Origin of the sequence: Microbacterium flavescens (assembly GCF_018588945.1) — a bacterium.
Lineage (GTDB): Bacteria > Actinomycetota > Actinomycetes > Actinomycetales > Microbacteriaceae > Microbacterium > Microbacterium flavescens.
In genome coordinates this window covers 110,415-136,486 of record NZ_JAFIWA010000003.1, presented here as the reverse complement: position 1 = coordinate 136,486, position 26,072 = coordinate 110,415, and the positions used below count along the sequence as shown (strand labels likewise).

25 protein-coding genes are annotated in these 26,072 nt (G+C 68.9%); 10 read left to right on the top strand and 15 right to left on the bottom strand.

The window, feature by feature from the left end:
* The first annotated feature begins 23 nt into the window (after window positions 1-23).
* From JX005_RS07550 to JX005_RS07540, 3 genes are all read left to right on the top strand, one after another.
* Window positions 24-1,190: a sensor histidine kinase gene (locus tag JX005_RS07550; protein ID WP_214466820.1), complete on the top strand. Its 1,167-nt coding sequence runs from the start codon at window positions 24-26 to the stop codon at window positions 1,188-1,190.
* A complete protein-coding gene (locus JX005_RS07545) occupies window positions 1,187-1,849 on the top strand; it encodes a response regulator (RefSeq protein WP_214466819.1) in 663 nt (220 codons plus the stop codon). Before JX005_RS07550 ends, JX005_RS07545 begins: the two co-directional genes overlap by 4 nt.
* 139 nt (window positions 1,850-1,988) lie before the next feature.
* Window positions 1,989-2,285 carry an SHOCT domain-containing protein gene (locus JX005_RS07540; protein ID WP_214466818.1) on the top strand — a complete coding sequence of 99 codons (297 nt, stop codon included), beginning with the start codon at window positions 1,989-1,991 and terminating at the stop codon, window positions 2,283-2,285.
* A gap of 8 nt (window positions 2,286-2,293) precedes the next feature.
* Here JX005_RS07540 and JX005_RS07535 read toward each other — a convergent pair whose 3' ends face one another.
* From JX005_RS07535 to trpD, 4 genes are all read right to left on the bottom strand, one after another.
* A complete protein-coding gene (locus JX005_RS07535; RefSeq protein WP_214466817.1) occupies window positions 2,294-2,800 on the bottom strand; it encodes a ClbS/DfsB family four-helix bundle protein in 507 nt (168 codons plus the stop codon).
* 31 nt (window positions 2,801-2,831) lie between these two features.
* The gene (locus JX005_RS07530) at window positions 2,832-3,827 is read right to left on the bottom strand and encodes a PHP domain-containing protein (protein WP_214467157.1); all 996 of its coding nucleotides are present in this window, start codon (window positions 3,825-3,827) and stop codon (window positions 2,832-2,834) included.
* 25 nt (window positions 3,828-3,852) lie between these two features.
* Window positions 3,853-4,347, bottom strand: coding sequence for an aromatic ring-opening dioxygenase LigA (locus tag JX005_RS07525; protein ID WP_214466816.1), 495 nt, complete (start codon window positions 4,345-4,347; stop codon window positions 3,853-3,855).
* A gap of 85 nt (window positions 4,348-4,432) precedes the next feature.
* A complete protein-coding gene (gene trpD, locus JX005_RS07520; protein ID WP_214466815.1) occupies window positions 4,433-5,494 on the bottom strand; it encodes an anthranilate phosphoribosyltransferase in 1,062 nt (353 codons plus the stop codon).
* A gap of 186 nt (window positions 5,495-5,680) precedes the next feature.
* Here trpD and ctaE point away from each other — a divergent pair, with 186 nt between their 5' ends.
* The 5 genes from ctaE to JX005_RS07495 all read left to right on the top strand — a co-directional run bounded on the left by ctaE (window position 5,681) and on the right by JX005_RS07495 (window position 10,650).
* On the top strand, window positions 5,681-6,322 hold the full coding sequence (gene ctaE / locus JX005_RS07515) for an aa3-type cytochrome oxidase subunit III (RefSeq protein WP_214466814.1): 642 nt from the start codon (window positions 5,681-5,683) through the stop codon (window positions 6,320-6,322).
* 20 nt (window positions 6,323-6,342) lie between these two features.
* Window positions 6,343-7,143 carry a cytochrome bc1 complex diheme cytochrome c subunit gene (gene qcrC / locus JX005_RS07510; RefSeq protein ID WP_214466813.1) on the top strand — a complete coding sequence of 267 codons (801 nt, stop codon included), beginning with the start codon at window positions 6,343-6,345 and terminating at the stop codon, window positions 7,141-7,143.
* A gap of 34 nt (window positions 7,144-7,177) precedes the next feature.
* Window positions 7,178-8,257, top strand: a complete 1,080-nt coding sequence (gene qcrA, locus JX005_RS07505) for a cytochrome bc1 complex Rieske iron-sulfur subunit (RefSeq protein WP_214466812.1) — start codon at window positions 7,178-7,180, stop codon at window positions 8,255-8,257.
* On the top strand, window positions 8,254-10,092 hold the full coding sequence (gene qcrB, locus JX005_RS07500; RefSeq protein WP_214466811.1) for a cytochrome bc1 complex cytochrome b subunit: 1,839 nt from the start codon (window positions 8,254-8,256) through the stop codon (window positions 10,090-10,092). The genes qcrA and qcrB overlap by 4 nt, the downstream gene beginning before the upstream one ends.
* A 138-nt stretch (window positions 10,093-10,230) precedes the next feature.
* Window positions 10,231-10,650: a rhodanese-like domain-containing protein gene (locus JX005_RS07495; protein ID WP_214466810.1), complete on the top strand. Its 420-nt coding sequence runs from the start codon at window positions 10,231-10,233 to the stop codon at window positions 10,648-10,650.
* A 19-nt stretch (window positions 10,651-10,669) separates the two neighbouring features.
* Here JX005_RS07495 and JX005_RS07490 read toward each other — a convergent pair whose 3' ends face one another.
* The 6 genes from JX005_RS07490 to JX005_RS07465 all read right to left on the bottom strand — a co-directional run bounded on the left by JX005_RS07490 (window position 10,670) and on the right by JX005_RS07465 (window position 16,603).
* Window positions 10,670-11,464 carry a PP2C family protein-serine/threonine phosphatase gene (locus JX005_RS07490; protein ID WP_307858529.1) on the bottom strand — a complete coding sequence of 265 codons (795 nt, stop codon included), beginning with the start codon at window positions 11,462-11,464 and terminating at the stop codon, window positions 10,670-10,672.
* Between the two features lie 23 nt (window positions 11,465-11,487).
* Window positions 11,488-11,922, bottom strand: coding sequence for a cytochrome c oxidase subunit 4 (locus JX005_RS07485; protein WP_214466808.1), 435 nt, complete (start codon window positions 11,920-11,922; stop codon window positions 11,488-11,490).
* A complete protein-coding gene (gene ctaD / locus JX005_RS07480) occupies window positions 11,923-13,686 on the bottom strand; it encodes an aa3-type cytochrome oxidase subunit I (protein ID WP_214466807.1) in 1,764 nt (587 codons plus the stop codon).
* Between the two features lie 2 nt (window positions 13,687-13,688).
* Window positions 13,689-14,573: an aa3-type cytochrome oxidase subunit II gene (gene ctaC / locus JX005_RS07475; protein WP_214466806.1), complete on the bottom strand. Its 885-nt coding sequence runs from the start codon at window positions 14,571-14,573 to the stop codon at window positions 13,689-13,691.
* Between the two features lie 161 nt (window positions 14,574-14,734).
* Entirely contained in the window at window positions 14,735-15,100 is a 366-nt protein-coding gene (gene erpA / locus JX005_RS07470) for an iron-sulfur cluster insertion protein ErpA (protein WP_214466805.1), read from the bottom strand.
* A gap of 102 nt (window positions 15,101-15,202) precedes the next feature.
* On the bottom strand, window positions 15,203-16,603 hold the full coding sequence (locus JX005_RS07465) for a dipeptidase (protein WP_214466804.1): 1,401 nt from the start codon (window positions 16,601-16,603) through the stop codon (window positions 15,203-15,205).
* A 46-nt stretch (window positions 16,604-16,649) separates the two neighbouring features.
* Between JX005_RS07465 and JX005_RS07460 the strand changes: the two genes are divergently transcribed.
* Entirely contained in the window at window positions 16,650-17,237 is a 588-nt protein-coding gene (locus JX005_RS07460) for a DUF3043 domain-containing protein (protein ID WP_214466803.1), read from the top strand.
* A gap of 46 nt (window positions 17,238-17,283) precedes the next feature.
* On the opposite strand, the gene JX005_RS07455 is transcribed toward JX005_RS07460, so the two are convergent.
* The gene (locus tag JX005_RS07455) at window positions 17,284-18,309 is read right to left on the bottom strand and encodes a quinone-dependent dihydroorotate dehydrogenase (RefSeq protein WP_214466802.1); all 1,026 of its coding nucleotides are present in this window, start codon (window positions 18,307-18,309) and stop codon (window positions 17,284-17,286) included.
* 166 nt (window positions 18,310-18,475) lie between these two features.
* Between JX005_RS07455 and JX005_RS07450 the strand changes: the two genes are divergently transcribed.
* The gene (locus tag JX005_RS07450; RefSeq protein WP_214466801.1) at window positions 18,476-19,471 is read left to right on the top strand and encodes an IS481 family transposase; all 996 of its coding nucleotides are present in this window, start codon (window positions 18,476-18,478) and stop codon (window positions 19,469-19,471) included.
* Here JX005_RS07450 and nrdR read toward each other — a convergent pair.
* From nrdR to dnaE, 4 genes are all read right to left on the bottom strand, one after another.
* Window positions 19,468-19,944 (bottom strand): transcriptional regulator NrdR, encoded by a 477-nt coding sequence (gene nrdR, locus JX005_RS07445; protein WP_214466800.1) that lies wholly within the window; start codon window positions 19,942-19,944, stop codon window positions 19,468-19,470. The genes JX005_RS07450 and nrdR overlap by 4 nt on opposite strands.
* 21 nt (window positions 19,945-19,965) lie before the next feature.
* Window positions 19,966-21,276, bottom strand: a complete 1,311-nt coding sequence (gene hisD, locus JX005_RS07440) for a histidinol dehydrogenase (protein ID WP_214466799.1) — start codon at window positions 21,274-21,276, stop codon at window positions 19,966-19,968.
* A gap of 76 nt (window positions 21,277-21,352) precedes the next feature.
* A complete protein-coding gene (locus JX005_RS16080) occupies window positions 21,353-22,366 on the bottom strand; it encodes a hypothetical protein (RefSeq protein ID WP_307858528.1) in 1,014 nt (337 codons plus the stop codon).
* A gap of 85 nt (window positions 22,367-22,451) precedes the next feature.
* Entirely contained in the window at window positions 22,452-25,970 is a 3,519-nt protein-coding gene (gene dnaE, locus JX005_RS07430; protein ID WP_214466798.1) for a DNA polymerase III subunit alpha, read from the bottom strand.
* Between the last annotated feature and the right edge of the window lie 102 nt (window positions 25,971-26,072).

Here is a 26,072-nt window from a genome sequence, read left to right as displayed (position 1 = left end):
GGCCTCGGCGTACGATCGAGCGCATGCCGGGCCGAACGTGGGATGAGACCGGGCCGCGCTTCCGCCCGCCGCCCGCCGTGAGCCTGTACGTTCCCGTCGTCCTCGCGTTCCTCGTCCAGGTGCCCGCGACGATCGCGATGTCGTGGTGGACGCGCACCCCGCTGCCCCTCGCCGCGGCGAGCGTGGCACTGGCCGCGGCATCCGCTCTCGCCCTCCTCGCGGCACGCCGCTGGCCCGGCCCCACGGTCACCGTCGTCGCCGCCCTCACGGCGCTGGACCTGTTCATGCCGCCCGAGGGCGGGCCACCGGCCGTCGCTCTGGGGTTCGCCATCGTGGGCGCCGTCGTTCGCGGAGCTCGCCTCTGGGCCCTGATCGCCGTCGGGACCGCGTGGCTGGCGACGATCGTCGCGGCGGGACTGCTCGAGGTGTCCTGGCATCCGTTCCGCATCGCCCTCTCCACCCTCGGCCTTGCCCTGTGCTTCGCGATCGGCGAGGGGATCCGGGCGCGACTGCAGGGCACAGAACGGCGCCAGGCCCAGCTCGCCGAGCGGCGCCGCATCGCCGAGCAGGAGGAGCGCACCCGCATCGCACGGGAGCTCCATGACGTGCTCGCCCATTCGCTCAGCCAGATCGCGGTTCAGTCTGGCGTCGGGCTGCACCTCTTCGACCGCGAGCCCGAGCGCGCCCGCGAGGCGCTCGCGAACATCCGCACGCTGAGCGCCACCGGACTCGACGAGGTCCGCGGCGTCCTGTCGTTCCTCCGCGGCGACGACGGCGGCGCTCCGGTCACCGCGCCGCTCACCCCGCAGCCCCAGCTGACGCAGCTGGCCGCCCTCGTCGCCGGCCGGTCCGGACTCGGGCTGACCGTCGAGCTCGAGGACCGTCTCGGCGACGACCTGCCGCCCAGCGCCACGCAGACGACCGCCTACCGGATCGCGCAGGAGGCCCTCACGAACGTCGTGCGCCACTCTGCCGCGTCGAACGCGACCGTGACCCTCGAACGAAGCGGGTCCGATCTCGTCCTCACGATCGCCGACGACGGCGGAGGCATCCCAGCGGATGCCGTCGAACGCGGCGGCTTCCGCGGCATGCGCGAGCGCGCCGAGCTCGCCGGAGGCGCGCTCGACATCGAGACCGGTCCGCGCGGCACGAGCATCGTCGCCCGGCTGCCATGGGAGGGCGCTCGATGATTCGCGTCGCCCTCGCAGACGACCATCAGCTCGTCCGGGCGGGATTCCGGGCGCTGCTCGACTCCGAACCCGACATCGAGGTCGTCGCCGAGGCGTCCGGCGGGCAGGAGCTGCTGCGCGCACTCCGTGAGACGACGGTCGACGTCGCACTCCTCGACATCCGCATGCCCGACGGCGACGGACTCTGGACGACCGAGCAGATCGCCGACGACCCGGCTCTCGCCGACGTGCGGGTTGTGATCGTCACGACGTTCGAGCTGGACGAGTACGTGTCGCGCGCGATCCTCGCCGGCGCCAGCGGCTTCCTCGTCAAGGACACCGAGCCCGCCGACCTCATCCGTGCCGTGCGCGCCGTCGCGGCCGGCGACGCCCTCCTCTCCCCCGGCGTCACCCGGCGTCTGCTCGACCGCGCGGCGACCGGCATGCGCGACACCCCCGATCCGGCGCTGCTCGCGGCGCTCACCGAGCGGGAGGTCGATGTGCTTCGCCTCGTGGCGGAGGGGCTCACCAACGACGAGATCGGCGCCCGGCTGCATCTGTCGCCCCTCACGGCGAAGACCCACGTCTCGCGCATCATGCAGAAGCTGCACGCGCGCGACCGGGTGCGGCTCGTCGTGCTCGCGTACGAGTCCGGCGTCGCAACCCCCGGCTGGCGGTAGGAGCTCGCCGCTCGGGGCTACTCCCCGGGGAGCAGGTGAAGTGACTCCCGGGGGCAGATTCGCGGATGCCTCGCCCGGCGTTGACTCGGAGCATCCGGTCGCCGACCCGACGTCGCCGACCTCGACCGAGAGGAATCCGATGTCCGCAACACTCGCCACCGCACTCGTGGCCACCCATTTCACCGGCCCGGTGGGCTTCGGCTGGTGGTTCCTGCTGATTCCGCTGTTCTGGATCCTGCTGTTCGGCCTGCTGTTCGCGATCTTCGGACGCCGCTGGCGCCGCGCCGCCGCCGAGGGCGGCTACGGCCCCCACGGCCGGATGAGCCCCGCCCGCCAGGCCGAGGGCACCCTCGCGGAGCGCTTCGCGAAGGGCGACATCGACGAGACGGAGTACCGCGCCCGCCTCGAGGTGATCCGCGCGAACGCGTCGAGCTGACGCCGAGGCTAGGTCGCGGCCGGGAGCTCCAGCCCGGCCGCGATCACGCCGCGCGCCCAGGCGTAGTGGTTCCCTCCGCACTCCCATGCGAACTCGCCCAGGGGCGATCCCTGCGTCCACGCGTAGGCGTCGGCTGCGGCCAGCTCGGCATCGGTGTGGAGGGCGACCATGGCCTGCAGCGATTCGTGCGACGCGCGCAGCAGTGCCAGCAGCTCGGAGAGGCCGGTCTGCTGCCACTGCAGCCGCAGCTCCTCGTTGAGCGCGGCGAGTTCGCGCCACGTGTAGCCCTCGGCCGGGATCGCGGGCGATCCGCCTGCGGTGCCGTCGGAGTACCACCGCTCCAGCAGGATGTGCCACGCGTGCAGATGCGCGATCACGTCGCGCACGTTCCGGTCGCGGCCGTCGCCGGCGAACTCCTCGGTCAGGCGGCCCTCCGGGAGCCCGACGATCAGTGCCAGGAGCTCGGAGAACTCGGCGTCGTTGCGGGCGATCAGCTCTGCGTGCGTATAGACCACGACGCCACCGTAGCCCGGGAAACGCCTGGGGTCACCGGGTGCGACCCGTCCATTCGCGCAGGCGGTCCAGCGGCCACGTCGTGACGATCCGGTCCGCAGGGACGCCGAGACGCTCGGCGCGCTCCGCCCCGTGGTCGATCAGCGACAGCTGACCCGGCGCGTGAGCGTCGGAGTCGATCGAGAACAGGCATCCGATCTCCATCGCAAGAGCGATCAGCTCGTCGGGCGGGTCCTGCCGCTCGGGCCGGGAGTTGATCTCGACCGCGACGCCGTGCGCCGCGCACGCCTCGAAGACCGCCTTCGGGTCGAACGTCGACTGCGGCCGAGTCCCCCGCGACCCCTCGACCAGCCGGCCCGTGACGTGCCCGAGGACGTCGACGTGCGGGTCGGATGCCGCGGCCACGAGCCGCCGCGTCATCGGCGCCCGTTCCATCCGCAGCTTCGAGTGGGCCGACGCCACGACGATGTCGAGCTCCTCGAGCAGGTCGGGCTCCTGGTCGAGCGCACCCCCATCGAGGATGTCGACCTCGATCCCCGAGAGCAGGGTGATGCCGCCGCCGCTCATGCCGGAGACGACCTCGAGCTGGGCGCGGAGGCGCTCGGGCGAGAGTCCGTTGGCCACCCGCAGCCGCGGCGAGTGGTCGGTCAGCGCGAGGTACTCGTGCCCGAGCGACCGCGCTGCGTCCACCATCAGATCGATGGAGGTGAGTCCGTCCGACCAGTCGCTGTGCGCATGCAGGTCGCCGCGTAGGAGTCCGCGCAGGTGCGACGCGACCTGCACACCCGCGCGCTCGCGGAGGTCGGCGAGATAGGACGGCACACCGCCGCTCAGCGCCTCCTGGATGACGGCGAAGGTGGAGTCGCCGACCCCCTTGCGGCGGCGGAGGGATGCGGCATCCCGCAGCTCCTCGTCGGTCAGGCCGGCGATGGCGTCGGCCGCCGCGCGGAACGCCTTCGACTTGTACCGCGACGACCGCTCCCGTTCGAGAAGCGTGGCGATCTCGGTGAGCGCCTCGTGGGGGTTCATCACGCGTCGGCCCGCGGGCAGACGGTCACTCGCCGGCCAGGGCCGTTCGCTTCACGACGACGGGCACGCTCGCCAGCCGGTGGATCGCCCAGCCGAAGAGGATCGCGAGTACGCCCATTCCGGCCGCGAAGAGCGCGACGCCGTACGCCACCACCGAGGTGAACAGCGACGCCCGCAGGAAGGACGCCTGCATGACGGTGTTGCGGACCGGATCGTCCTGGTCGAGCTCGGCGTAGGTCTTGCCGCCCGATGCCTCCAGCGCGTGGTGGTTGATGATGTCGGCCTGAATGTACGCCGTCACCGGGCCGGTGACCTGCTGTCCTTGGAAGGCGGCGGCGTCGTCCGGGATCGTGATGTTCTCGGCCGTCAGCTGGGTCGTCACGGCGATCCAGGCGATGATGCCGACGAGGATGAGCAGGACGCCGCCGATGATGCCGATGATGCCCACGGCCTTCACCAGCCCCACCCGCTTTGCGGGCGGTTCGACGGTGTCGGCGGTGGTGGGAGCTTCCTCGCTCATGGCTGCCTCCTGATCAGGGATCTGAGGACACGCTATCGGCGGACGCGACCGCGAAGGAAGAGGCCGCGCGGTGCCGTCTCTCCGATCAGGAGGCGAGCGCGCGTGTGACGTCGACCCAGCGGTCGAGCGTGCCGAGGGCGGCGCCGCTGTCGATCGCCTCCGCGGACGCGTCACGCGCCTCGGCGAGCCGCTCGAGGATCGGGCGCTGCACCTGGGTGGCGTCCTGGAACAGGCGGTACGCCACGATGCCCGCGGCGGCGTTGAGCAGCACGATGTCGCGAACCGGTCCCTCCTCGCCGGCGAGCACCCGACGCACCACGGCGGCGTTGTGCGCCGGGTCGCCGCCGAGCAGGTCGTCGATGTCGGCGAGCGGGATTCCGAGGTCACGGGGGTCGAGGTCGTGCTCGTGGATGTCGCCCCGGCTGACCTCCCACAGGCGGCTGTGACCCGTGGTCGTCAGCTCGTCGAGTCCGTCGTCGCCGCGGAACACCAGGGCGGTCGCGCCGCGCGTGCGGAAGACGCCGGTGATGAGCGGCACCCGGTCGAGCTGCGCGACGCCCACAGCGTTCGCCTCGGCGCGCGCGGGGTTGCAGAGCGGTCCGAGGAAGTTGAAGACCGTCGGCACGCCCAGCTCGCTGCGGGTGGCACCGGCGTGCTTGAAGCCCGGGTGGAAGGCGGCGGCCCACGCGAACGTGATGCCGGCCTGCGGCAGAGCCGCCGCCACGGCCTCGGGCGGCAGCGAGAGGTCGACGCCCAGTGCGCCGAGCACGTCGGACGAGCCCGAGGCCGAGCTCGCCGCGCGGTTGCCGTGCTTCACGACGGGGACACCGGATGCCGCGGCCACGAGTGCCGCCATGGTCGAGACGTTCACCGTGCCGAAGCGGTCGCCGCCGGTGCCGACGATGTCGAGGACGGCCGGATCGACCGGCAGCGGGACGGCAGCCTCGAGGATCGCGTCGCGGAAGCCGACGATCTCGTCGACCGTCTCGCCCTTGGCGCGCAGGGCGACCAGGAAGGCGCCGAGCTGCGACGGGGTCGCGGAGCCGCTCATGATCTGCCGCATCGCCCACGTCGACTCCGAGACGCTCAGGTCGCGCCGCTCCAGCAGCGTGGTGAGGACGTTCGGCCAGGTGTACAGCTCCGCCATGACCACGAGCCTAGCCGTGGCCGAAGATCGGAATCGTTTCGTGACACGGCGTCCCGCTGCGCCCGGTTCTGCGTCTTCATCACGCCTTCACGGCAGACTCGCGGACTTCTCTTAGGCGGCCCTAAGTTCCGATGCAGGCAAATGCATGCCCGCCGATGCGAATATCGAGTCCCAGGATCGGCCATAATGGGGAGCGTGACGACCTCCTCAGCGACCTACGCCCAGGCCATGCGGTCCGTCAAGCGGCCCGACCCGGTCGCCGTCGGAACGATCGTGTGGCTCGGCAGCGAGGTGATGTTCTTCGCGGGCCTCTTCGCGATCTACTTCACCCTGCGCAACGCCTCCCCTGATCTGTGGGCGGAAGAGACGCAGCTGCTCAACATCCCCTACGCGACCGTGAACACGATCATCCTCGTGCTCTCGTCGGTCACCTGCCAGATGGGCGTCTTCGCCGCCGAGCGGTTCCAGCCGTACTCGACCCGCAAGCGCGGCTGGCTCGGCTGGGGCATGGTCGAGTGGTTCTGGCTGACCTTCGCCCTCGGCGCGATCTTCGTGTCCGGCCAGGTGTGGGAGTACGCCCAGCTCGTCGCAGAGGGCATGCCGATCAGCGCGAACTCGTACGCGTCGGCGTTCTACCTCACCACCGGCTTCCACGCGCTCCACGTCACCGGCGGCCTCATCGCCTTCCTCCTGGTGATCGGCCGCGCCTACGCCGTCAAGAACTTCGGGCGCAAAGAGATGACGTCCTCGATCGTCGTGTCGTACTACTGGCACTTCGTCGACGTCGTCTGGATCGCCCTGTTCCTCGTCATCTACTTCCTGAAATAAGAGCGGAGCTGATTCCCGACATGGCACGTGAGACCCCGCGCCGCTCGAAAGGCCGCCGCAGCCCCTGGGCTGCCGCCGCACTCATCGGCATCGGACTGCTGATCACCGGCGGCGTGTACGCCGGTGCGACCGCGGCCGTCGCCGCCACCGCCGAGACCACGGTCGCCAGCGCGTCCACCGTGCAGGACGGCGAGAGACTGTTCCAGGCGAACTGCGCCACCTGCCACGGCCTCGACGTGCAGGGCACCGATGACGGTCCTTCGCTCTACGGCGTGGGCGAGCTGTCGGTCCACTTCCAGATGAGCACCGGTCGCATGCCGCTGCAGATGCAGGGCCCGCAGGCTCCGCAGAAGCCGGTGCAGTTCACCGACGACCAGATCGCCGCGGTGGGCGCGTACATCCAGAGCATCGCCCCCGGACCGACCTACCCGTCCGACGAGGTGCTCGACGGCGAGGGCAACGCCGCCGAGGGCGGCGAGCTGTTCCGCATCAACTGCGCGATGTGCCACAACGTCGCCGGCGCCGGCGGTGCGCTCACCGAGGGCAAGTACGCCCCTGCTCTCTACAACACGACGCCGCTCAACATGTACGCGGCGATGGTGACGGGTCCGCAGAACATGCCCGTCTTCAACGACATGACGCTGACGACGGAGGAGAAGCGCGACGTCATCTCCTACCTGCTGTTCCTGCAGGACACCCAGTCGCCCGGCGGATTCACGCTCGGATCGCTCGGCCCCGTCTCCGAGGGCCTCTTCATCTGGATCTTCGGCATCGGCGCGCTGATCGCCATCACCGTGTGGATCACGGCGAAGTCCAACTGAACGTACTGACACGCAAGAACTGACGAGGAGCAGCATGGCACACGAGGACGACCCGCTCGAGCACGAGAGGGCTTCCTGGAAGCCCTCCCCCGGGCTCGCCGTCGCGGTCACCGACCCGGTGCGCGCCCCGGAGCTCCCTCCGCATCGCGAGCGGATGACCGACAAGGACCCGAAGGCCATGAAGGCCGCCGTCCGCACGGTGTACACGCTCTTCTACCTCTCGATCGCCGGAAGCATCTGGGCCATCGCGGCCTACATGCTCTTCCCGATCGAGAGCGGCCGGATGACCGACATCCGCAACAACAACCTCTTCATCGGCCTCGGCATCGCCTTCGCGCTGCTCGCCATCGGCGTTGCGGCGATCCATTGGTCGAAGGCCGTCATGTCCGACCGCGAGTACGTCGAGCCCCGTCACGCGACCCGCGGCCGCGATGCGACCCGCGAGGCGGCGATCCAGGCATTCGCCGACGCGAACGAAGACTCGGGCTTCGGCCGCCGCACCATGATCCGCAACTCGATGATCGCCGCGCTCGTCGCGTCGGTCGCGCCCGCGATCGTGCTGTTCCGCGGTCTCGCGCCGCAGGACACGCCGGAGCACCCTGAAGGCGGGAACCCCGTCGCTCTCCTCACCCACACCATGTGGAAAGAGGGCTCGCGCCTCGCACACGACCCGAGCGGTGAGCCGATCCGCGCCGCCGACGTGACGCTGGGCTCGGCCGTGCACGTCATCCCCGAGGAGCTCGCCGAACTCTCGCACAGCGACGGCTACCTCGAGGAGAAGGCGAAGGCGATCGTCCTCCTCATGCGCCTGCTCCCGGACGACCTGATCGAGACCCCGGAGCGCGCCGACTGGTCGTACGACGGCATCGTGGCGTACTCCAAGGTCTGCACGCACGTCGGCTGCCCGGTCGCCCTGTACGAGCAGCAGACCCACCATCTGCTGTGCCCGTGCCATCAGTCGCAGTTCGACGTGACCGACGCCGCGAAGGTCATCTTCGGGCCGGCCGCCCGTCCGCTGCCGCAGCTGCCGATCACGGTCGACGCCGAGGGCTACCTGGTCGCCCGCAGCGACTTCACCGAACCCGTCGGCCCGAGCTTCTGGGAGCGTCATTGAGCACCGCAACCGAAACCGAGAACCTCGTCGAGGCTCCCCCGGCCACGACGCCCCGCGATAAGCCGCTCGGCGGCCGCTTCATCGGCGCGGCGTCGAACTACATCGACGAGCGCACCAGCCTGTCGGGCTTCGTCAAGGAGCTCGGCCGCAAGATCTTCCCCGACCACTGGTCCTTCATGCTCGGCGAGATCGCGCTGTGGAGCTTCGTCGTCGTGCTGCTCACCGGCACGTTCCTGACGTTCTTCTTCCAGGCGTCGATGGTCGAAACCCACTACACCGGCGCCTACCTGCCGATGCGCGGCATCGAGATGTCGGCGGCCATGGCCTCCACGCTGGAGATCTCGTTCGATCTGCGCGGCGGGCTCCTGGTGCGTCAGATGCACCACTGGGCCGCGCTCGTGTTCATCGCGGGCATCGGCGTGCACATGCTGCGCGTGTTCTTCACCGGCGCCTTCCGCAAGCCGCGTGAGCTGAACTGGGTGATCGGCTTCATCCTCTTCATCCTCGCGCTGGGTGAGGGCTTCACCGGCTACTCGCTCCCCGACGACGTCCTGTCGGGCAACGGCCTGCGCATCATCGACGGCATGGTCAAGGGCATCCCGCTCATCGGCACGTGGACGTCGTTCCTGCTCTTCGGCGGCGAGTTCCCGGGCACCGCGATCGTCGGCCGCCTGTACTCGCTGCACATCCTCCTGCTGCCCGCGATCCTCGTCGGCCTGCTGGTGCTGCACCTCATGCTGATGGTGATCAACAAGCACACGCAGTTCGGCGGTCCCGGCCGCGCGAACAGCAACGTCGTCGGCTACCCGATGATGCCGGTCTACATGTCGAAGATGGGCGGCTTCCTGTTCATCACGTTCGGCGTGATCGCGCTCATCGCGGCGCTGTTCACGATCAACCCGATCTGGAACTACGGACCGTACGACCCGTCGCCCGTCTCCGCCGGCACGCAGCCCGACTGGTACATCGGCTTCGCCGACGGTGCCCTGCGCCTGGTGCCTCCGGGCTGGGAGTTCGTGTTCCTCGACCGCACCTGGTCGTTCAACATCCTGGTTCCGCTCGTCGGCCTCGGGCTGTTCATCGTCGTCGTGCTCATCTACCCCTTCATCGAGGCGTGGGTGACCGGAGACAAGCGCGAGCACCACATCGCTCAGCGCCCGCGAAACGCCCCGACCCGCACGGCCATCGGCGCAGCCGGTGTGACCTTCTACGCGGTGCTGTGGGCCGCGGCTGCGTCCGACATCATCGCGACCCACTTCTGGCTCACGATGGAGGGCGTCATCCACACCCTCCAGGCCCTGCTGGTCATCGGCCCGATCGTGGCGTACTTCGTCTCCAAGCGCATCGCCCTCGCGCTGCAGAAGAAGGATCGCGAGATCGCGCTTCACGGCTACGAGTCGGGCCGCATCGTCCGGCTCCCCGGTGGCGAGTACATCGAGGTGCACCAGCCCGTCGACGAGTACGAGCGCTACAAGCTGGTCGACTTCGAGACGTACGAGCCGCTCGTCGTGCGCCCGAACGCTCGCGGTCGTATCCCGTGGCACGAGAATCTCCGTGCCTCGATCTCGCGCTGGTTCTTCGAGGACCGCCTCTCCCCCGTCACGCAGGCGGAGCTCGACGAGGCTCTCTCGCACCAGCACCACACCCTCGACCACATCGCCGAGGAAGAGGATGCCGAGATCCAGGGTGCGCACGAGCGTGCCGGCGTGCCGGATGCCCCGCACGTGCCGCTCGACGACGGTCGCAACTCCGAGACCGCCGTCCGTCCCACGAATGTGATCATTCCCGACGACGGCGAAAAGAAGCGCAATCACGACAAGGGGAACGACCAGTAGGTCGAACTCCGCCTGAACGCCCCGGCACAACCCCTCGAGGGTTCGTCGCCGGGGCGTTCTGCGTCGCAGCCACGCCAACGGCAGGAAATCATCGGCCCGTGACCGCCCGCGCGCACGCGGCGGTCGTAACGTGGACGCATGACCACAGCTGTCGACTACTTCTCCGCCAAGCTCGCCCTCGAGACCGATTCTTCCGACGTGTACGCCGCGCAGAAGGCGGGCGAGTCGTTCGTCCTCGTCGACGTTCGAGGCGATGAGGCATGGACCCAGGGGCGGATCGCCGGAGCCGTGCACATGCCGTACCAGCAGATCGCGACGCGCGCGGCCGCCGAGCTCGACCGCGACGTCCCCGTCGTCGTGTACTGCTGGAGCCCCGGCTGCAACGCGGGCACGAAGGGCGCCCTGCAGTTCGCCAAGCTCGGGTACCAGGTGCGCGAGATGATCGGCGGGTACGAGTACTGGGTCCGCGAGGGCCAGCCCACCGAGAACGACGCGGGCGCACTCCCCCGCGTCTTCGACCCTCAGGTGATGGTCGTACGATCGCCCGTCGCGGGCTGAGCCCTCTCCTGAGCGCCCATCAGGCCGATTCCAGGCCCTCGGTGAACCGGGCTGCGGCCGCGCCGTAGAACGACGTCTGGCTGCTCACCGCGAGCGGCTCCGGGTGCCCGACCTCGACGTCGCAGACCACGACGGTCACGTTGTCGCGGGTTCCGGCCGTCAGCCCCAGCGCCACCGCGGCACCGGCTGCCTCGGCAGCACTGTCGCAGCGGGCGACGACCGCGGCGATGTCGCTCTGCGGCACGTAGTCGGTGAGTCCGTCGCTGCACAGCAGCCAGCGGTCCCCCGGTCGCGCCTCATGCTCGGCCACCGTCACGCGATCACGCTCGCCGCCGCTCAGCGAGGCGGTGATGAGGTTGCGGCGCGGGTGGGACGCGGCATCCGCTTCAGCGACCAGCCCGCGCTCGACCAGCACCTGCACGTACGAGTCGTCACGCGTCTGCTGCGTCAGCACACCATCGCGCATCAGGTACGCGCGGGAGTCTCCGGTGTGGGCGAGCAGCAGCGTGTCGTTCTCCGACACGAAGACACCGGTGAACGTCGTCGCCATACCGTTCAGCGCAGGATCGCGTTCGACGTGCGCTCGCAGGTCCCAGTTCGCCGCACGCACGCTCACGGTGAGGGCCTCAGCGTCGACGGATCCGATCCGGCCTGCGGCCAGACGATGGACGAACGCCGCCGAGGCGAGATCGCCCGCCGGCCCGCCGCCCACGCCGTCTGCGACCGCGCCGCCCCAGGGCGCCGTGAAGGCGGCGTCCTGGTTGACGGAGCGATACGCTCCGGTGTCGGAGACGGCGGCGGCACGCAGCCGCACGCGAGAAGGCCGAAACGGCACGATCAGCGCGCGAAGTACCCGCGGTAGTACTCGTACACCCAGCCGACGATCGCCACGACGAACACGCCCACGCCGATCGGCACCATCCAGGCGCCGACGGCCAGTCCGATCATCGCGAGGGCTGCCGAGAAGGCGAGGACGATGGGCCACCACGACCACGGGCTGAATTCGCCGAGCTCGGGATCGCCGTCATCGATGTCGGCCGTCAGGATGTCTTCGGGAAGCTCGCCGCCCTGGGCGTTGTGCACGCGACCGATGTAGAACGCGATCAGCGCGCCCATCAGCGCCGTGAAGATCAGGGCGACGGAGCCGACCCACTCGATGCCGTTGTACCACGGCACGTCGGGGTGGGCGAGGATGTTCCAGATCGTGTAGATGACGCCCACGAGGGCGAAGAACGCGGCGAGGAGCCACCACAGTCCGGTGTTGGTGCGCACTTACTTCACCTCTCCGTCGGCCACGTCGACAACCGGGGCTTCGGGCGCGTCCTTCGCGGGGCCGACGCCGACGGGGATGCCCGCCTCGGGGTGGTTCAGGTCGAACGCCGGACGCTCGCTGCGGATGCGCGGGATCGACGTGAAGTTGTGGCGCGGCGGCGGGCACGAGGTCGCCCATTCGAGCGATGCGCCGTAGCCCCACGGATCGTTCACGGTCACACGCGGCGCCTTGCGTGCGGTGACCCACACGTTGAACAGGAAGGGGATCATCGACGCGCCGAGGAGGATCGCGCCGACCGTCGAGACCTGGTTCTGCCAGGTCCAGCCGTCAGCTGCCGAGTAGTCCGCGTAGCGACGCACCATGCCGTCGACGCCCAGCCAGTGCTGGATCAGGAAGGTCATGTGGAAGCCGATGAACAGCATCCAGAAGTGCACCATGCCGAGGCGCTCGTTGAGCATCTTCCCGGTCCACTTGGGCCACCAGAAGTAGAAGCCGGCGAACATCGCGAACACCACCGTGCCGAACACGACGTAGTGGAAGTGCGCGACCACGAAGTACGTGTCGGAGAGCACGAAGTCGAGCGGCGGCGACGCGAGGATCACGCCGGTGAGACCGCCGAACACGAACGACACCAGGAAGCCGAGCGCGAAGACCATCGGCGTCTCGAACGTGACGGACCCTCGCCAGAGCGTTCCGATCCAGTTGAAGATCTTCACGCCGGTCGGGACGGCGATCAGCATGGTCATCAGCGCGAAGAATGGCAGCAGCACCGCACCGGTCACGTACATGTGGTGCGCCCACACCGCGACCGACAGCGCGGCGATCGCGATGGTGGCGTAGACGAGCGTCTTGTATCCGAAGATCGGCTTGCGGCTGAAGACCGGGAAGACCTCCGAGACGATGCCGAAGAACGGCAGCGCGATGATGTACACCTCTGGGTGCCCGAAGAACCAGAACAGGTGCTGCCAGAGCAGGACTCCGCCGTTGGCAGGGTCGTAGATGTGGGCGCCGAGCACGCGGTCTGCGGCTGCGGCGAGGATCGCGGCGGCCAGCACCGGGAAGGCCATGAGAATCAGGATGCTGGTGATCAGCGTGTTCCACGAGAAGATCGGCATCCGCCACATCGTCATGCCGGGAGCGCGCATGGTGATGATCGTGGTGATGAAGTTCACGGCGCCGAGGATCGTGCCGAAACCGCTCATGCCGAGGCCGAGCATCCAGAGATTGCCGCCCACACCTGGCGAGAAGCTGGCATTCGCGAGCGGCTGATACGCGAACCAGCCGAACGCCGCCGCACCCTGCGGGGTGAGGAAGCCGGCGACGGCGATGGTCGAGCCGAACAGGAACAGCCAGAAGGCGAAGGCATTCAGTCGCGGGAAGGCGACGTCGGGCGCACCGATCTGCAGAGGCAGGATCGCGTTCGCGAAGCCCGCGAAGAGCGGCGTCGCGAACATGAGCAGCATGATCGTGCCGTGCATCGTGAACAGCTGGTTGTACTGCTCCTTCGTCGGGAGGATCTGCATTCCCGGCTCGAAGAGCTCAGCACGGATGATCAGCGCCATCACTCCACCGAGGAGGAAGAACAGCACCGATGAGATGAGGTAGAGGTAGCCGATCGTCTTGTGGTCGGTGGAGGTGATCCACTTGACGATGATGTTGCCCTTCTGCTCGACGCGCGAAGCGCTGAGCAGTGCGGCCTGACGGGGCGGCAGGGTGGTCGGGCGACCGTGCGCCGTCTCCTGAAGCGGAAGCGTCGTCGCCATGATCAGTTGTCTCCCTCGGAGCTCGCACCCGTGCCGGGCAGATTCTGGAGTCGGTCGTACTGGTCGTTGATGTCACCGGTCTGGCCGGCCTCGCGCAGCGAGTCGAGGTAGTCCTCGTACTCCGCCTCGCTGACGACCTCGACGTTGAACAGCATCATCGAGTGGTACTGGCCGCACAGCTCGGCGCACTTGCCGGCGTACTCCCCCTCGCGGGTGGGCGTGAACGACCAGTAGTTGTCCTTCCCGATGTACATATCCTTCTTGTACAGGAAGTCGATGATCCAGAACGAGTGGATGACGTCGCGGGACTGCAGCTTGATCTTGACCGTCTTGTCGACCGGCAGCACGAGGGTCGGCAGCTCGGTGACGATGTTGCCCTGCTCGTCGGTCTGCGCCTGGACGCCCATGGTCCACACGGTGTCGTCTTCGGTCTCGCCGTCGTACTGGAAGTCCCAGGCCCACTGCTTGCCGATCGCGACGATCGACACGTCGGGGTCTTCGTACTGCGTCTCGAGGATCGTCTGATCGCGCGCGGTGAAGGCGAAGAACCCGATCACGAGGATCAGGGGCACGATCGTGTAGAAGATCTCGATCGGCATGTTGTAGCGCAGCTGGACGGGAAGCCCGACCTGGCCGCGCCGACGGCGGTACGCGATCGCAGCCCAGCCCATGAGGCCCCACGTGATGACGCCGACGGCCAGAAGAACGATCCACGAGTTGACCCACAGACCGGCGACCATGTCGGTGCGGTTCGTGGCGGGCTGGCCGCTCTCGACGAAGCCGGGCAAGAAGCCGTGCAGCTCGGTCGGGGTGCATCCGGCGAGTACTGCGGCCGTTGCGATCCCGACGGGGAGAACGGCCCAGCGGATACGGCGTTTCGAGGGCACGGTGCACCTTTCCGGGTCGCGAACAGGACTCTCCTCAGTCTAGGGCAAGCATGCAGGCGATTCAGGCCATCCGCCCAGGTTCGACCGTGTTCCTCGAACGGAAAACCGCAGGCCCGGCGCCCTCCGAAGGGGGCGCCGGGCCTGAGGAAATTCTGCTCGGATCAGTGGAAGCTGTCGCCGCAGGCGCAGCTGCCTGCCGCGTTGGGGTTGTCGATCGTGAACCCCTGCTCGGAGATCGTGTCCTTGAAGTCGATCTTCGCGCCGTCGAGGTACGGGACGCTCATGTCGTCGACGATGACCTCGACGCCGTCGAAGTCGACCGTCTTGTCTCCGTCGAGATATCGCTCGTCGAAGTACAGCTGGTAGATGAGCCCGCTGCATCCGCCCGGCTGCACGGCGACGCGCAGACGCAGGTCATCGCGGCCTTCCTGCGACAGGAGGCTCTTCACCTTGAGCGAGGCGGCATCGGTCAGCTCGACGCCGTGTTCGCGAACGGACTGGTCGGTCGACAGCGCAGTGTCGGTCATGGCACTCCTCCGGACGGCCGCCTGTTTCGGTGATCTTCACCGGGCGGCGGGATGCTGCGATTCTACGCCCGTAGTCCGAGAACCGGCTCCGAGCGCGGCGTGTCAGCCCCGGTCGTCGCGCGCGTCGAGCTTCTCGAGCAGCAGCGCCTCGGAGAGCACGGCATTGCGGAACGTCTCGAGGTGCAGCGACTCGTTCGGGCTGTGCGCACGGGCGTGCGGGTCCTCGACGCCGGTCACGAGGATCTGGGCGCCGGGGAACTCGCGCACCAGATCGGCGATGAACGGGATCGACCCGCCGACGCCGATGTCGACCGACTCGACGCCGTAGCCCTCGTGGAGCGCCTCGCGCGCGGCCGCGACCGCCCAGCCGGACGTGTCGACGAGGAACGCGTCGCCGAAGTCCTGATCGGTGAACGTCAGCTCCGCCCCGAACGGTGCATGCTCCCGCAGGTGAGCCTCGATCGCGGCGTACGCCTCGCGGGCCGGCTGACCCGGTGCGATGCGCGCGCTGATCACGACGGTGACCTCGGGGCTCAGGGTGTTGGACGCGTTGGCGACGCTGGGCGCGTCGATGCCGGTGACGGTGATGGAGGGCTTGTTCCAGATCCGGCTGAGGATCGTGCCCCGGCCGACGGGTGAGACGCCAGCGGGCAGCCCGGCCTCGTCGCGCAGCGTCTCCTCGCTGTACTCGGGAGTTTCCGCGTCGCGCTCGGTGAGGCCCTCCACGTCGACCGCGCCGTCGGCGTCCCAGAGGGTCGCGAGCAGCTTCACCGTCGCCATCATGGCGTCGGGCACCGCTCCCCCGAACATGCCGGAGTGCGAGGCGTGGTCGAGGGTCTTCACGCGCAGGGTGAAGCGCGTGTTGCCGCGCAGCGACACGGTCAGCGCCGGCGTCTTGTCGTCCCAGTTGCCCGAGTCCGCGACCACGATGACATCGGCGCGCAGGGCGTCGGCGTTGTCGGACAGGAACTGCGCGAAGGAGCGCGAGCCCGCCTCCTCCTCGCCCTCGAAGAACAGCGCGACACCCAGGTCGAAGTCGTCGCCGAGCGCCTCCTTCAGCGCACGCAGGGCGGCGATGTGCGCCATCACGCCCGCCTTGTCGTCGGCCGCGCCGCGACCGTAGAGTCGGCCGCCGCGCACGGTGGGCTCGAAGGGCGGCGACTCCCAGAGGGCCTCGTCGCCGACGGGCTGCACGTCGTGGTGGGCGTACAGCAGGATCGTCGGACGCCCGTTGCGCGCCGGACGGCTCGCCAGGACGGCAGGCTTGCCCTGCTCGTCGGTGCCGGGGATGGCGGCGCTGCGGATCTCAACGGTCTCGAACAGCCCGGTGGCCCGCACGAGGTCGGCGACCGCCTCCGCGCTGCGCTGCATCGGGGCGGCGTCGAAACCGGGGAAGGCGATCGACGGGATGCGCACGAGCGCTCCGAGATCGGCGAGGGCAGAGGGGATGCCGGAGGCCGCGGCGTCGCGCACAGCATCCTGTCGGGAGAGCTCACTGGTCATGCGGGTAATCTTAAGTGCACCCCCGCACACGCACCCGAGGATCATCGTGGCCAAGAACTCCGCAGCACCTGCGTCCAACGACGCCCCCTCCGACGGAACGGTGCTCAACGGCGTGCCCGTGAGCGGGAAGGGACGCGCGACGCCCACCCGGGCCGAGCGGGAGGCCGCGCGCAAGCGGCCCCTCGTCCCCGACACCAAAGAGGCCAAGGCCCGCGCACGCGCCGAGCTCCAGACGCAGCGCGACAAGGCGCGCGTCGGCATGGCCGCCGGCGACCCGCGCTACCTCCCCGCCCGCGATCAGGGCCCGCAGCGCAAGTTCGTGCGCGACTACGTCGACGCCGGCTGGCACCTCGGCGAGGCCGTGATGCCCGCGATGGTCGTCGTGATCCTCGCCACCTTCATCCCGGTGCCCGAGGTGCAGTACTACTCGTTCGTCGCGCTGTGGATCTTCATCCTGTTCGTCATCGGCGACATGGTGCTCACCTCGATCAACGCCAAGCGCGCAGTCAAGGCGAAGTTCGGCGTCGACAAGGTCGAAAAGGGCCTCGGCTGGTACGCCGCCATGCGCACCGTCCAGATGCGCTTCCTGCGCCTGCCCAAGCCGCAGGTCAAGCGCGGCCAGCGCCCCGTGTGAATCCTGTCGCCGCCGCCACGATGGCGGTGGTCCGGGATGCCGCGGCTCAGCGGCCCCTGACGAGGCCGCGGTTGATCTGCCGGGCCCAGAGCGGGCCGCGGTAGAGGAACGCCGAGTAGCCCTGTACGAGCGTGGCTCCGGCATCCAATCGCTCACGCACATCCCCCGACGTCTCGACGCCGCCGACCGAGATGACGCAGAAGTCGTCGGGCACAGCCGTGCGGACCAGTCGGAGCACCTCGAGCGCACGCGCCTTGAGCGGAGCACCGGACAGTCCCCCGGCACCCGCCCTCTCGACGATGGCGGGGTCGGTCACGAGCCCCTCGCGCGAGATCGTGGTGTTCGTCGCGATGAGTCCTGCCAGATCGAGATCGACGGCGAGCTGGGCAACAGCGACCACTTCGTCGTCCGGAAGGTCGGGGGCGATTTTGACGAGCAGGGGGGTCGCGCCGGCGGCGACGTGCACGGCCTCCAGCAGCGGGCGGAGCGTCTCGACCGCCTGCAGTCCGCGCAGCCCCGGCGTGTTGGGCGACGACACGTTGACGACCAGGTAGTCCGCGAGCGGCGCGACCAGGGTGGCGCTGCGGACGTAGTCCGCGGTCGCGTCGTCGACGTCGACCACGCGGCTCTTGCCGATGTTGACGCCGATGACGCCGCGGCGCCGCCGACGGCGCAGCCTCTCGAGGCGCCGCGCGGCGGCCTCGGCGCCGTGGTTGTTGAACCCCATCCGGTTCACGACCGCGCGGTCGGGGATCAGCCGGAACAGTCGCGGCCGCGGGTTGCCCTCCTGCGGAATGGCCGTGAGCGTGCCCACCTCGACGTGGCCGAAGCCGAGGGCGAACAGCCCCTCCGCGCCCGTGACGTCCTTGTCGAAGCCGGCTGCCACGCCGAACGGCGAGTCGAAGGCGAGACCGAGCGCCGACGTCGCGAGCCGCCGGTCGGGACGGGTCAGCGCGCGCGCCGCCCATGAAAAGGGCCGGACGCCGAGGATTCGGATGACGACCATCGCCGCGTGGTGCGCGGTCTCGGGATCCATGCGCGACAGAACGGTCCGGAAGAGGAGGGGATACATCCCGTCCAGGCTATCCGGTCGGTCCGGCGACCTCCGACGCCGGCTAGTTGTACTGCCCAGGGACGTTGGTTGATTTGCGACGACTCGCTGTAGTCGTTCGGGCGTGAGAGGACCTCCTGCGTTGGAGTGGAGCTGCTTAGGTTCCGTTCCGACGAGGAGGCCCTCGATGTCCCACGCTAATGCTGCTCTGACTCCGATCCAACGGTTGCGGATCGGGAAACTGATTGTCGACGATGGGTGGTCCATCGCGCACGCGGCGGTGTTCTTCCATGTGTCGTGGCCGACTGCGAAGCGGTGGGCTGAGAGATACGCGGCGATGGGCGAGTCGGGGATGCAGGACAGGTCCTCCCGTCCGCATCGGTCGCCGAACAGGACGCCGGAGGACGTGGTGCGGCGGATTGTGCATCTGCGATGGAAGAAGCGGCTCGGTCCGGTCGGAATCGGCGGGAGGCTGGCCATGCCTGCTTCGACTGTTCATGCCGTCCTCGTGCGCTGCCGGTTGCACCGACTGCGGCACGTCGATGTCCGAACGGGTGAGCCGGTTCGCCGTTATGAGCATGCCTACCCGGGCGCGATGATCCATGTCGACGTGAAGAAGCTCGGCAACATCCCCAACGGCGGCGGCTGGCGGATGGTCGGCAAGCAGCAAGGAGATCGGAACAGATCAGCAACGCCGGGCAAGGAACGCAGCAGCCGACACAGTGGCGTGCTGATGCGGCACGCGTTCGTGCACACCGTCATCGACGACAACTCCCGCGTCGCCTATGCCGAGATCCATGATGACGAGACCGCGGTAACGGCGATCGGGGTGCTCCGCCGGGCGACCTCGTGGTTCGCAGCGCGTGGTGTGATCGTCGAACGAGTGCTCTCCGACAACGGCTCCGCCTACAAGTCCCACGCCTGGCGCGACGCCTGCGCCGAGCTCGGCATCCGGCCGAAGAAAACCCGCCCCTACCGGCCGCAAACCAACGGGAAGATCGAACGATTCCACCGCACCCTCGCCGACGGATGGGCGTTCAGCCGGCACTACAACTCCGAGTCAGCCCGCCGCGGCGCACTGCCCGCATGGCTGCATCACTACAATCACCACCGGCCCCACACCGCCATCGGCAAGGTCCCACCGATCACCCGGTTAACCAACCTCCCTGGGCAGTACAGCTAGTCGGCGACGCTGCGCGCGCGGCGGTCCTGGTGATCGGCCCGGAGCTGGTCGATCGCCGACTCGAAGTCCTCGAGCGAGTCGAACGCCTGGTACACGCTCGCGAACCGCAGGTACGCCACCTCATCCAGCTCGCGCAGCGGGCCGAGGATCGCCAGCCCGATCTCGTTGGTGTCGAGCTGCGAGGCGCCGGTCTGGCGCACCGTCTCCTCCACCGTCTGCGCGAGGACGGCGAGGTCGGCCTCGGTCACCGGGCGGCCCTGACAGGCCTTGCGCACACCGGACATGACCTTCTCGCGGCTGAAGGGCTCGATCACGCCGGAGCGCTTGATCACGTTGAGACTGGCGGTCTCGATCGTCGTGAAGCGGCCTCCGCACTCCGGGCACTGACGACGGCGACGGATGCTGAGACCGTCGTCGCTGGTGCGGGAGTCGATGACGCGCGAATCGGAGTGGCGGCAGAACGGACAGTGCATAGCAGAGACAGACTACGCGGGTCAGCCCGCCGGCGGCTCGAAACGCGCGACGACGGCCTCCCCGTGCGCCGGCAGCGCCTCGGCCTCGGCCAGGACCACGATCGCCTCGCGCACCGATTCGAGCGCGGAGTGGTCGTACTCGATGACCTGCTGCGGGCGCAGGAAGGTCGCCGCCGAGAGCCCCGCGGAATAGCGGGCCTGCCCCCCGGTCGGCAGCACGTGGTTGCTGCCGGCGAGGTAGTCGCCGAGGCTCACCGGCGAGTCAGCGCCGACGAACACGGCACCGGCGTGCACGAACCGCTCGGGCCGCGGGTCGCGCAGGTGCAGTTCGAGGTGCTCGGGGGCGTAGGCGTTGCTGAACGCGGTCGCCGCGTCGAGATCGTCGACGAGGACGATGGCGGACTGCGGTCCTGCCAGGGCCGCCGCAATGCGGGAGGAGTGACGGGTGGCTGCGGCGCGCGGCGCGACTTCGGCGGCCACGGCCTCGGCCAGACTCTCCGAGTCCGTCACGAGCACCGCCGACGCCTGCTCGTCGTGCTCGGCCTGGCTGATCAGGTCGACGGCCACGAGCCGGGGGTCGGCGCTGTCGTCGGCCACGATGAGGATCTCGGTGGCGCCGGCTTCGGCATCCGTCCCCACCAGTCCGGCCACCGCGCGCTTGGCAGCCGCGACGAAGTTGTTGCCGGGACCGGTCACGACATCGACCGGATCGAGGCCGAGCACGGCGACGCCGTGTGCGAGGGCGCCGATCGCTCCGGCACCGCCCATCGCGTAGACCTCGTCGACCCCGAGCAGCTTGGCCGCCCCGAGGATCACAGGGTGAACGCGGCCGCCGTGCTCGCGCTGCGGCGGGGAGGCGAGCGCGATCTCGGTCACGCCGGCCACCTGCGCCGGGACGACGTTCATGACGACGCTCGACGGGTACACCGCCTTGCCGCCGGGGACGTACAGCCCGACGCGCCGCACCGGCTGCCAGCGCTGCATCACCCGCGCGCCGGGGGCGAGCTGCGTGGTGCTCGGCGCGGGCACCTGAGCCGCGGACGCCTCACGCACGCGCTGGATCGCCTGCTCGAGGGCATCGCGCACGGCCGGGTCGAGCGACTCCAGCGCCTCGTCGAGGTGCGACGCGGGAACACGGATGTCGTGGCCGGTCACCCCGTCGAACTTCTCCGCCTGGTCGCGCAGCGCCGTCTCGCCGTGCGAGGCGACGTCGGCGACGATGCGCGCCGCCGTCGCGAGGGCCTCTTCACGTGCGGCGGTCGCCCGCGGCACCGTTCCGAGGAGTTCGGCGGGAGACAGCGTGCGCCCCCGAAGATCGATCGTCCGGAGCATACTTCTACGCTAGCGCGTGCCTTTCATGCTCTTCGCCGGGTCGCGGACGACCCGGCGAAGAGCGACGTGCGGGAGATCAGCCGCGGGTGACGCCGGAGACGTCGCGCAGGTAGCCGATGCGGCCGTCCTCGTGGCGCACCACGAACGTGTCGCCGCGGTCTTCGATCACGAGCGCCCACGCGGTCGGGCCGATGCGGAACACCGGAATGCCGATCTCGTCGACGACGTCGCGCTCCTCGGGCACGAGGGCCCAGAACGCCTGATGGCGCGGGGCCGGCTCGGCCACCGGCTCGGACGCGGCCTCCGCAACGGGCTCAGCTGTCGCGGGCTGAGCCGTGGCGGACTCGGCGCCGGCCTGGGCCTCGACGGGTTCGAAGGTGTCGCGCGTCTGCGCCGGCTCGAAGACGGTCGTCGCGGTCGCGGGCTCGTGAGCGTCGTAGCCAGCCGCGCCGGGAGCGGACGCCGGCTGGGCCGCCGGAGGTGCGTAGTCGCCGAACCCGGCGCTCTCGGGCGCCTGGGCCCGCGGCGCGGCGGGGCGCGGCGAGATCGGGCGGATCTGACGGGCGTTGCGGTGGGCGGGGATCTCGGGGCGGCCGCGGAAGTCCTGGCCGATCGACGGCAGGAGCGGCGCGAACACCGTCAGCACGACGCCGATGAGCATGAGGACGAGCTCGACCCAGATGACCCACGTGCGCACCCAGCGGCCGCTGTCCATGGCGAACGCGACGGTCTCCCAGACGAGCTGCAGCCACACGATCGACGCCACCGAGAATGCCACGGAGGCGAACTGGTCGATGCCCAACGAACCGACGCGACGGATGCCGGTCGGCGAGAGACGGCGCAGGACGATGAGGAACACGGCGACAGTAGGCACGCCGATCGAGAGGATCCAGAGGATGCTCGCCGTCCAGACCGAGTTGAATCGTCCTTCATCGATCGAGAAGAACGAGACGACGAACGCGATCAGCCACACCCCGACGAGCGCGACCTCGCGGATCGAGAACGGACCGACCCCGTACTGGGGCGGCTCCTCGTGGTGGTTCTGCTCTGCATCGGCGTGGAATTCCCCAGCCAGCTGATCGTCGGTCACGATGTTCCCTTCCGGCCGCACACGGCGGCATACGTCGATTTCATGCTACTCACGCCTCATGAGACGGAAATGAGATGGGATGCCGTCACCCCAGGCACTGCGGGCCGAGGAGGCCCTTCAGCTCGCCGTAGAGATCGGCCGTGAGGCGAACCTGGTGCGGGATCTCGAACACCTTCGCGACCGATCCCGCGTGCAGCTTGATCGACACCTCGGTCTCGCCCGGGTGACGCTCGAGCATCCGCGCGAGCTCGCCGATCGTCGTCTCGCTCGCGCGCCGCTCGGGCAGCACGAGCACGAGCGGGCCCGAGGCATCCATCGACCCGAGGTCGGGCGCGAACGCCGACTGCGCGTGCAGGTTGAGCCCGTCGTCGCGACGCGACACTCGGCCGCGGACGACCAGGATGGAGTCGGCCACGAGCATGGAGCTGAACTCGGTGTAGGTCTTCCCCATGAACATCACGGTGACCTCGCCGTTGAAGTCCTCGACGGTGATCATGCCGTACGGGTTGCCGCTGGCCTTGGCCACGCGGTGCTGCACGCTCGTCACCAGCCCGGCGACCGTCACCTGGTCGCCATCGGAGACGTCGTCGGACGACAGCAGGTCGTGGATGCTCGTGGACGCGTGCTTGGCGAGCGGGATCTCGAGCCCCGCGAGGGGGTGATCGGACACGTAGAGGCCGAGCATCTCCCGCTCGAAGGCGAGCTTGTCCTTCTTGGTCCACTCCGGCCGCTCGGGAACCTTCGCCGGTACGACCTCCTCCGCCTCGTCGTACAGGCTGTCGAAGTCGAACCCGATGGCGCCCGTCGCCGCCTTGCGCTTCGTCTCGACGGCTGCCTCGGTGGCGTCCTCGTGGATCTCCATGAGTGCGCGTCGCGTGGAGCCGAGCGAGTCGAACGCGCCCGCCTTGATGAGCGACTCGACCGTGCGCTTGTTGGCGACGTGGATCGGCACCTTCGTCAGGAAGTCGTGGAAGCTCACGTAGCCCTCGGTGGCGCGCGCGCTCACGATGCCGTCGACGACGTTGGCGCCCACGTTGCGCACGGCGCCGAGGCCGAAGCGGATGTCTTCCCCGACGGCCGCGAAGTACCGGATCGACTGGCCGACGTCGGGCGGGAGCACCTTGATGCCCATCCGGCGGCACTCGTTGAGGTACACCGCCATCTTGTCCTTGGAGTCGCCGACACTCGTCAGCAGCGCGGCCATGTACTCGGCCGGATAGTGCGCTTTGAGGTAGGCCGTCCAGTACGAGACGAGTCCGTACGCCGCCGAGTGCGCCTTGTTGAAGGCGTAGTCCGAGAACGGCAGGAGGATCTCCCACAGCTTCTGGATCGCGGCGTCGGAGTAGCCGTTCGCGTGCATGCCGGCTTGGAAGCCCTCGAACTGCTTGTCGAGCTCGGACTTCTTCTTCTTGCCCATGGCGCGGCGGAGGATGTCGGCCTGGCCGAGGCTGAAGCCGGCGACGCGCTGCGCGATCGCCATGACCTGCTCCTGGTAGATGATCAGGCCGTAGCTGGTGTCGAGGATGTCGGCGAGCGATTCGCGGAACTCCTCGTGGATCGGGGTGATCTCCTGCTGCCCGTTCTTGCGCAGGGCGTAGTTGATGTGCGAGTTCGCGCCCATCGGCCCGGGTCGGTACAGCGCGATGACGGCCGAGATGTCTTCGAAATTGTCGGGCTTCATGAGCCGCAGGAGCGAGCGCATCGGCCCGCCGTCCAGCTGGAAGACGCCGAGCGTGTCGCCGCGGGAGAGGAGTTCGTACGACTCGGCGTCGTCGAGCGTGAGGTCTTCGAGGACGAGCGGATGACCCCGGTTGGCCTCGATGTTGTCGAGTGCGTCGTTGATGATCGTGAGGTTGCGCAGCCCCAGGAAGTCCATCTTGATCAGGCCGAGCGACTCGCATGCCGGGTAGTCGAACTGCGTGACGATCTGGCCGTCCTGCTCGCGCTTCATGATCGGGATGATGTCGATCAGCGGCTCGGACGACATGATCACGCCGGCGGCATGGACGCCCCACTGACGCTTGAGGTTCTCGAGCCCGACCGCGGTGTCGAACACCGTCTTGGCCTCGGCATCCGTCTCGATCAGTGCCCGGAACTCGGACGCCTCTTTGAAGCGGGGGTGGTCCTTGTCGAACATGCCCTCGAGCGGCATGTCCTTGCCCATCACGGCCGGGGGCATCGCCTTGGTGAGCTTCTCCCCCATGCTGAACGGGAAGCCCAGCACGCGCCCCGCGTCCTTCAGGGCCTGCTTGGCCTTGATCGTGCCATACGTGACGATCTGCGCGACGCGCTCGTCGCCGTACTTCTCGGTGACGTACTGGATGACCTCGCCGCGTCGGCGGTCATCGAAGTCGACGTCGAAGTCGGGCATCGAGACGCGGTCGGGGTTGAGGAACCGCTCGAAGATCAGGCCGTGCTGCAGCGGGTCGAGATCGGTGATCTTCATCGCGTAGGCGGCCATGGAGCCGGCGCCGGAGCCACGGCCGGGACCGACGCGGATGCCGTTGCGCTTCGCCCAATTGATGAAGTCCGCGACGACGAGGAAGTAGCCGGGGAAGCCCATCTGGACGATGACGCTCGTCTCGTACTCGGCCTGCTTGCGCACCTCGTCGGGGATGCCGCCGGGGTACCGGTCGTGGAGGCCGTTCTCGACCTCCTTGACGAACCAGGACTCCTCGGTCTCGCCCGCCGGCACGGGGAACCGCGGCATGTAGTTGGCGCTCGTGTTGAACTCGACGTCGCAGCGCTCGGCGATCAGGAGGGTGTTGTCGCACGCCTCGGAGTGATCGCGGAAGACCTGGCGCATCTCGGCCGGCGTCTTCACGTAGTAGCCGTCGCCGTCGAACTTGAAGCGCTTCGGGTCGTCGAGCGTCGAGCCCGACTGCACGCAGAGCAGCGCCGCGTGGCTCTTCGCGTCGTGCTGGTGCGTGTAGTGCAGATCGTTGGTCGCGACGAGTGGGATGTCGAGATCCTTGGCGATCTTCAGCAGATCGGTCATCACCCGGCGCTCGATGGACAGCCCGTGGTCCATGATCTCGGCGAAGTAGTTCTCCTTGCCGAAGAGATCCTGGAACTCGGCCGCCGCCGCGCGCGCGGCGTCGTACTGGCCGAGGCGCAGCCGGGTCTGCACCTCGCCGGACGGGCATCCGGTCGTCGCGATGAGGCCCTTGCCGTACTTCTGCAGCAAGTCGCGGTCCATGCGGGGCTTGAAGTAGTAGCCCTCGATGCTCGCGAGCGACGAGAGGCGGAACAGGTTGTGCATGCCCTCGGTGCTCTGCGAGAGCAGGGTCATGTGCGTGTAGGCGCCCGAACCCGACACGTCGTCGTCGTTCTGCTCGGGGGTGCCCCAGCGAACGCGCGCCTTGTCGGAGCGGTGTGTGCCCGGCGTGACGTACGCCTCGATGCCGATGATCGGCTTGATGCCGGCGTCTTTCGCGGTCTTGTAGAACTCGTACGCCGCGAACGTGTTGCCGTGATCGGTGACGGCGATTGCCGGCATGTCGAGGCGCGCGGCCTCCTGCACCATCGGCCCGATCCGGGCGGCGCCGTCGAGCATCGAGTACTCGCTGTGGACATGCAGATGAACGAAGGAGTCGGATGCCACGGATCGAGCCTAACGAGCGCCGCCGACACCTCGGTGCCGCACGCCGCGGCTCAGCCGATCGGACGGAGGAGTCGCTTCACCCTCCACTCGAAGGTGAAGCTT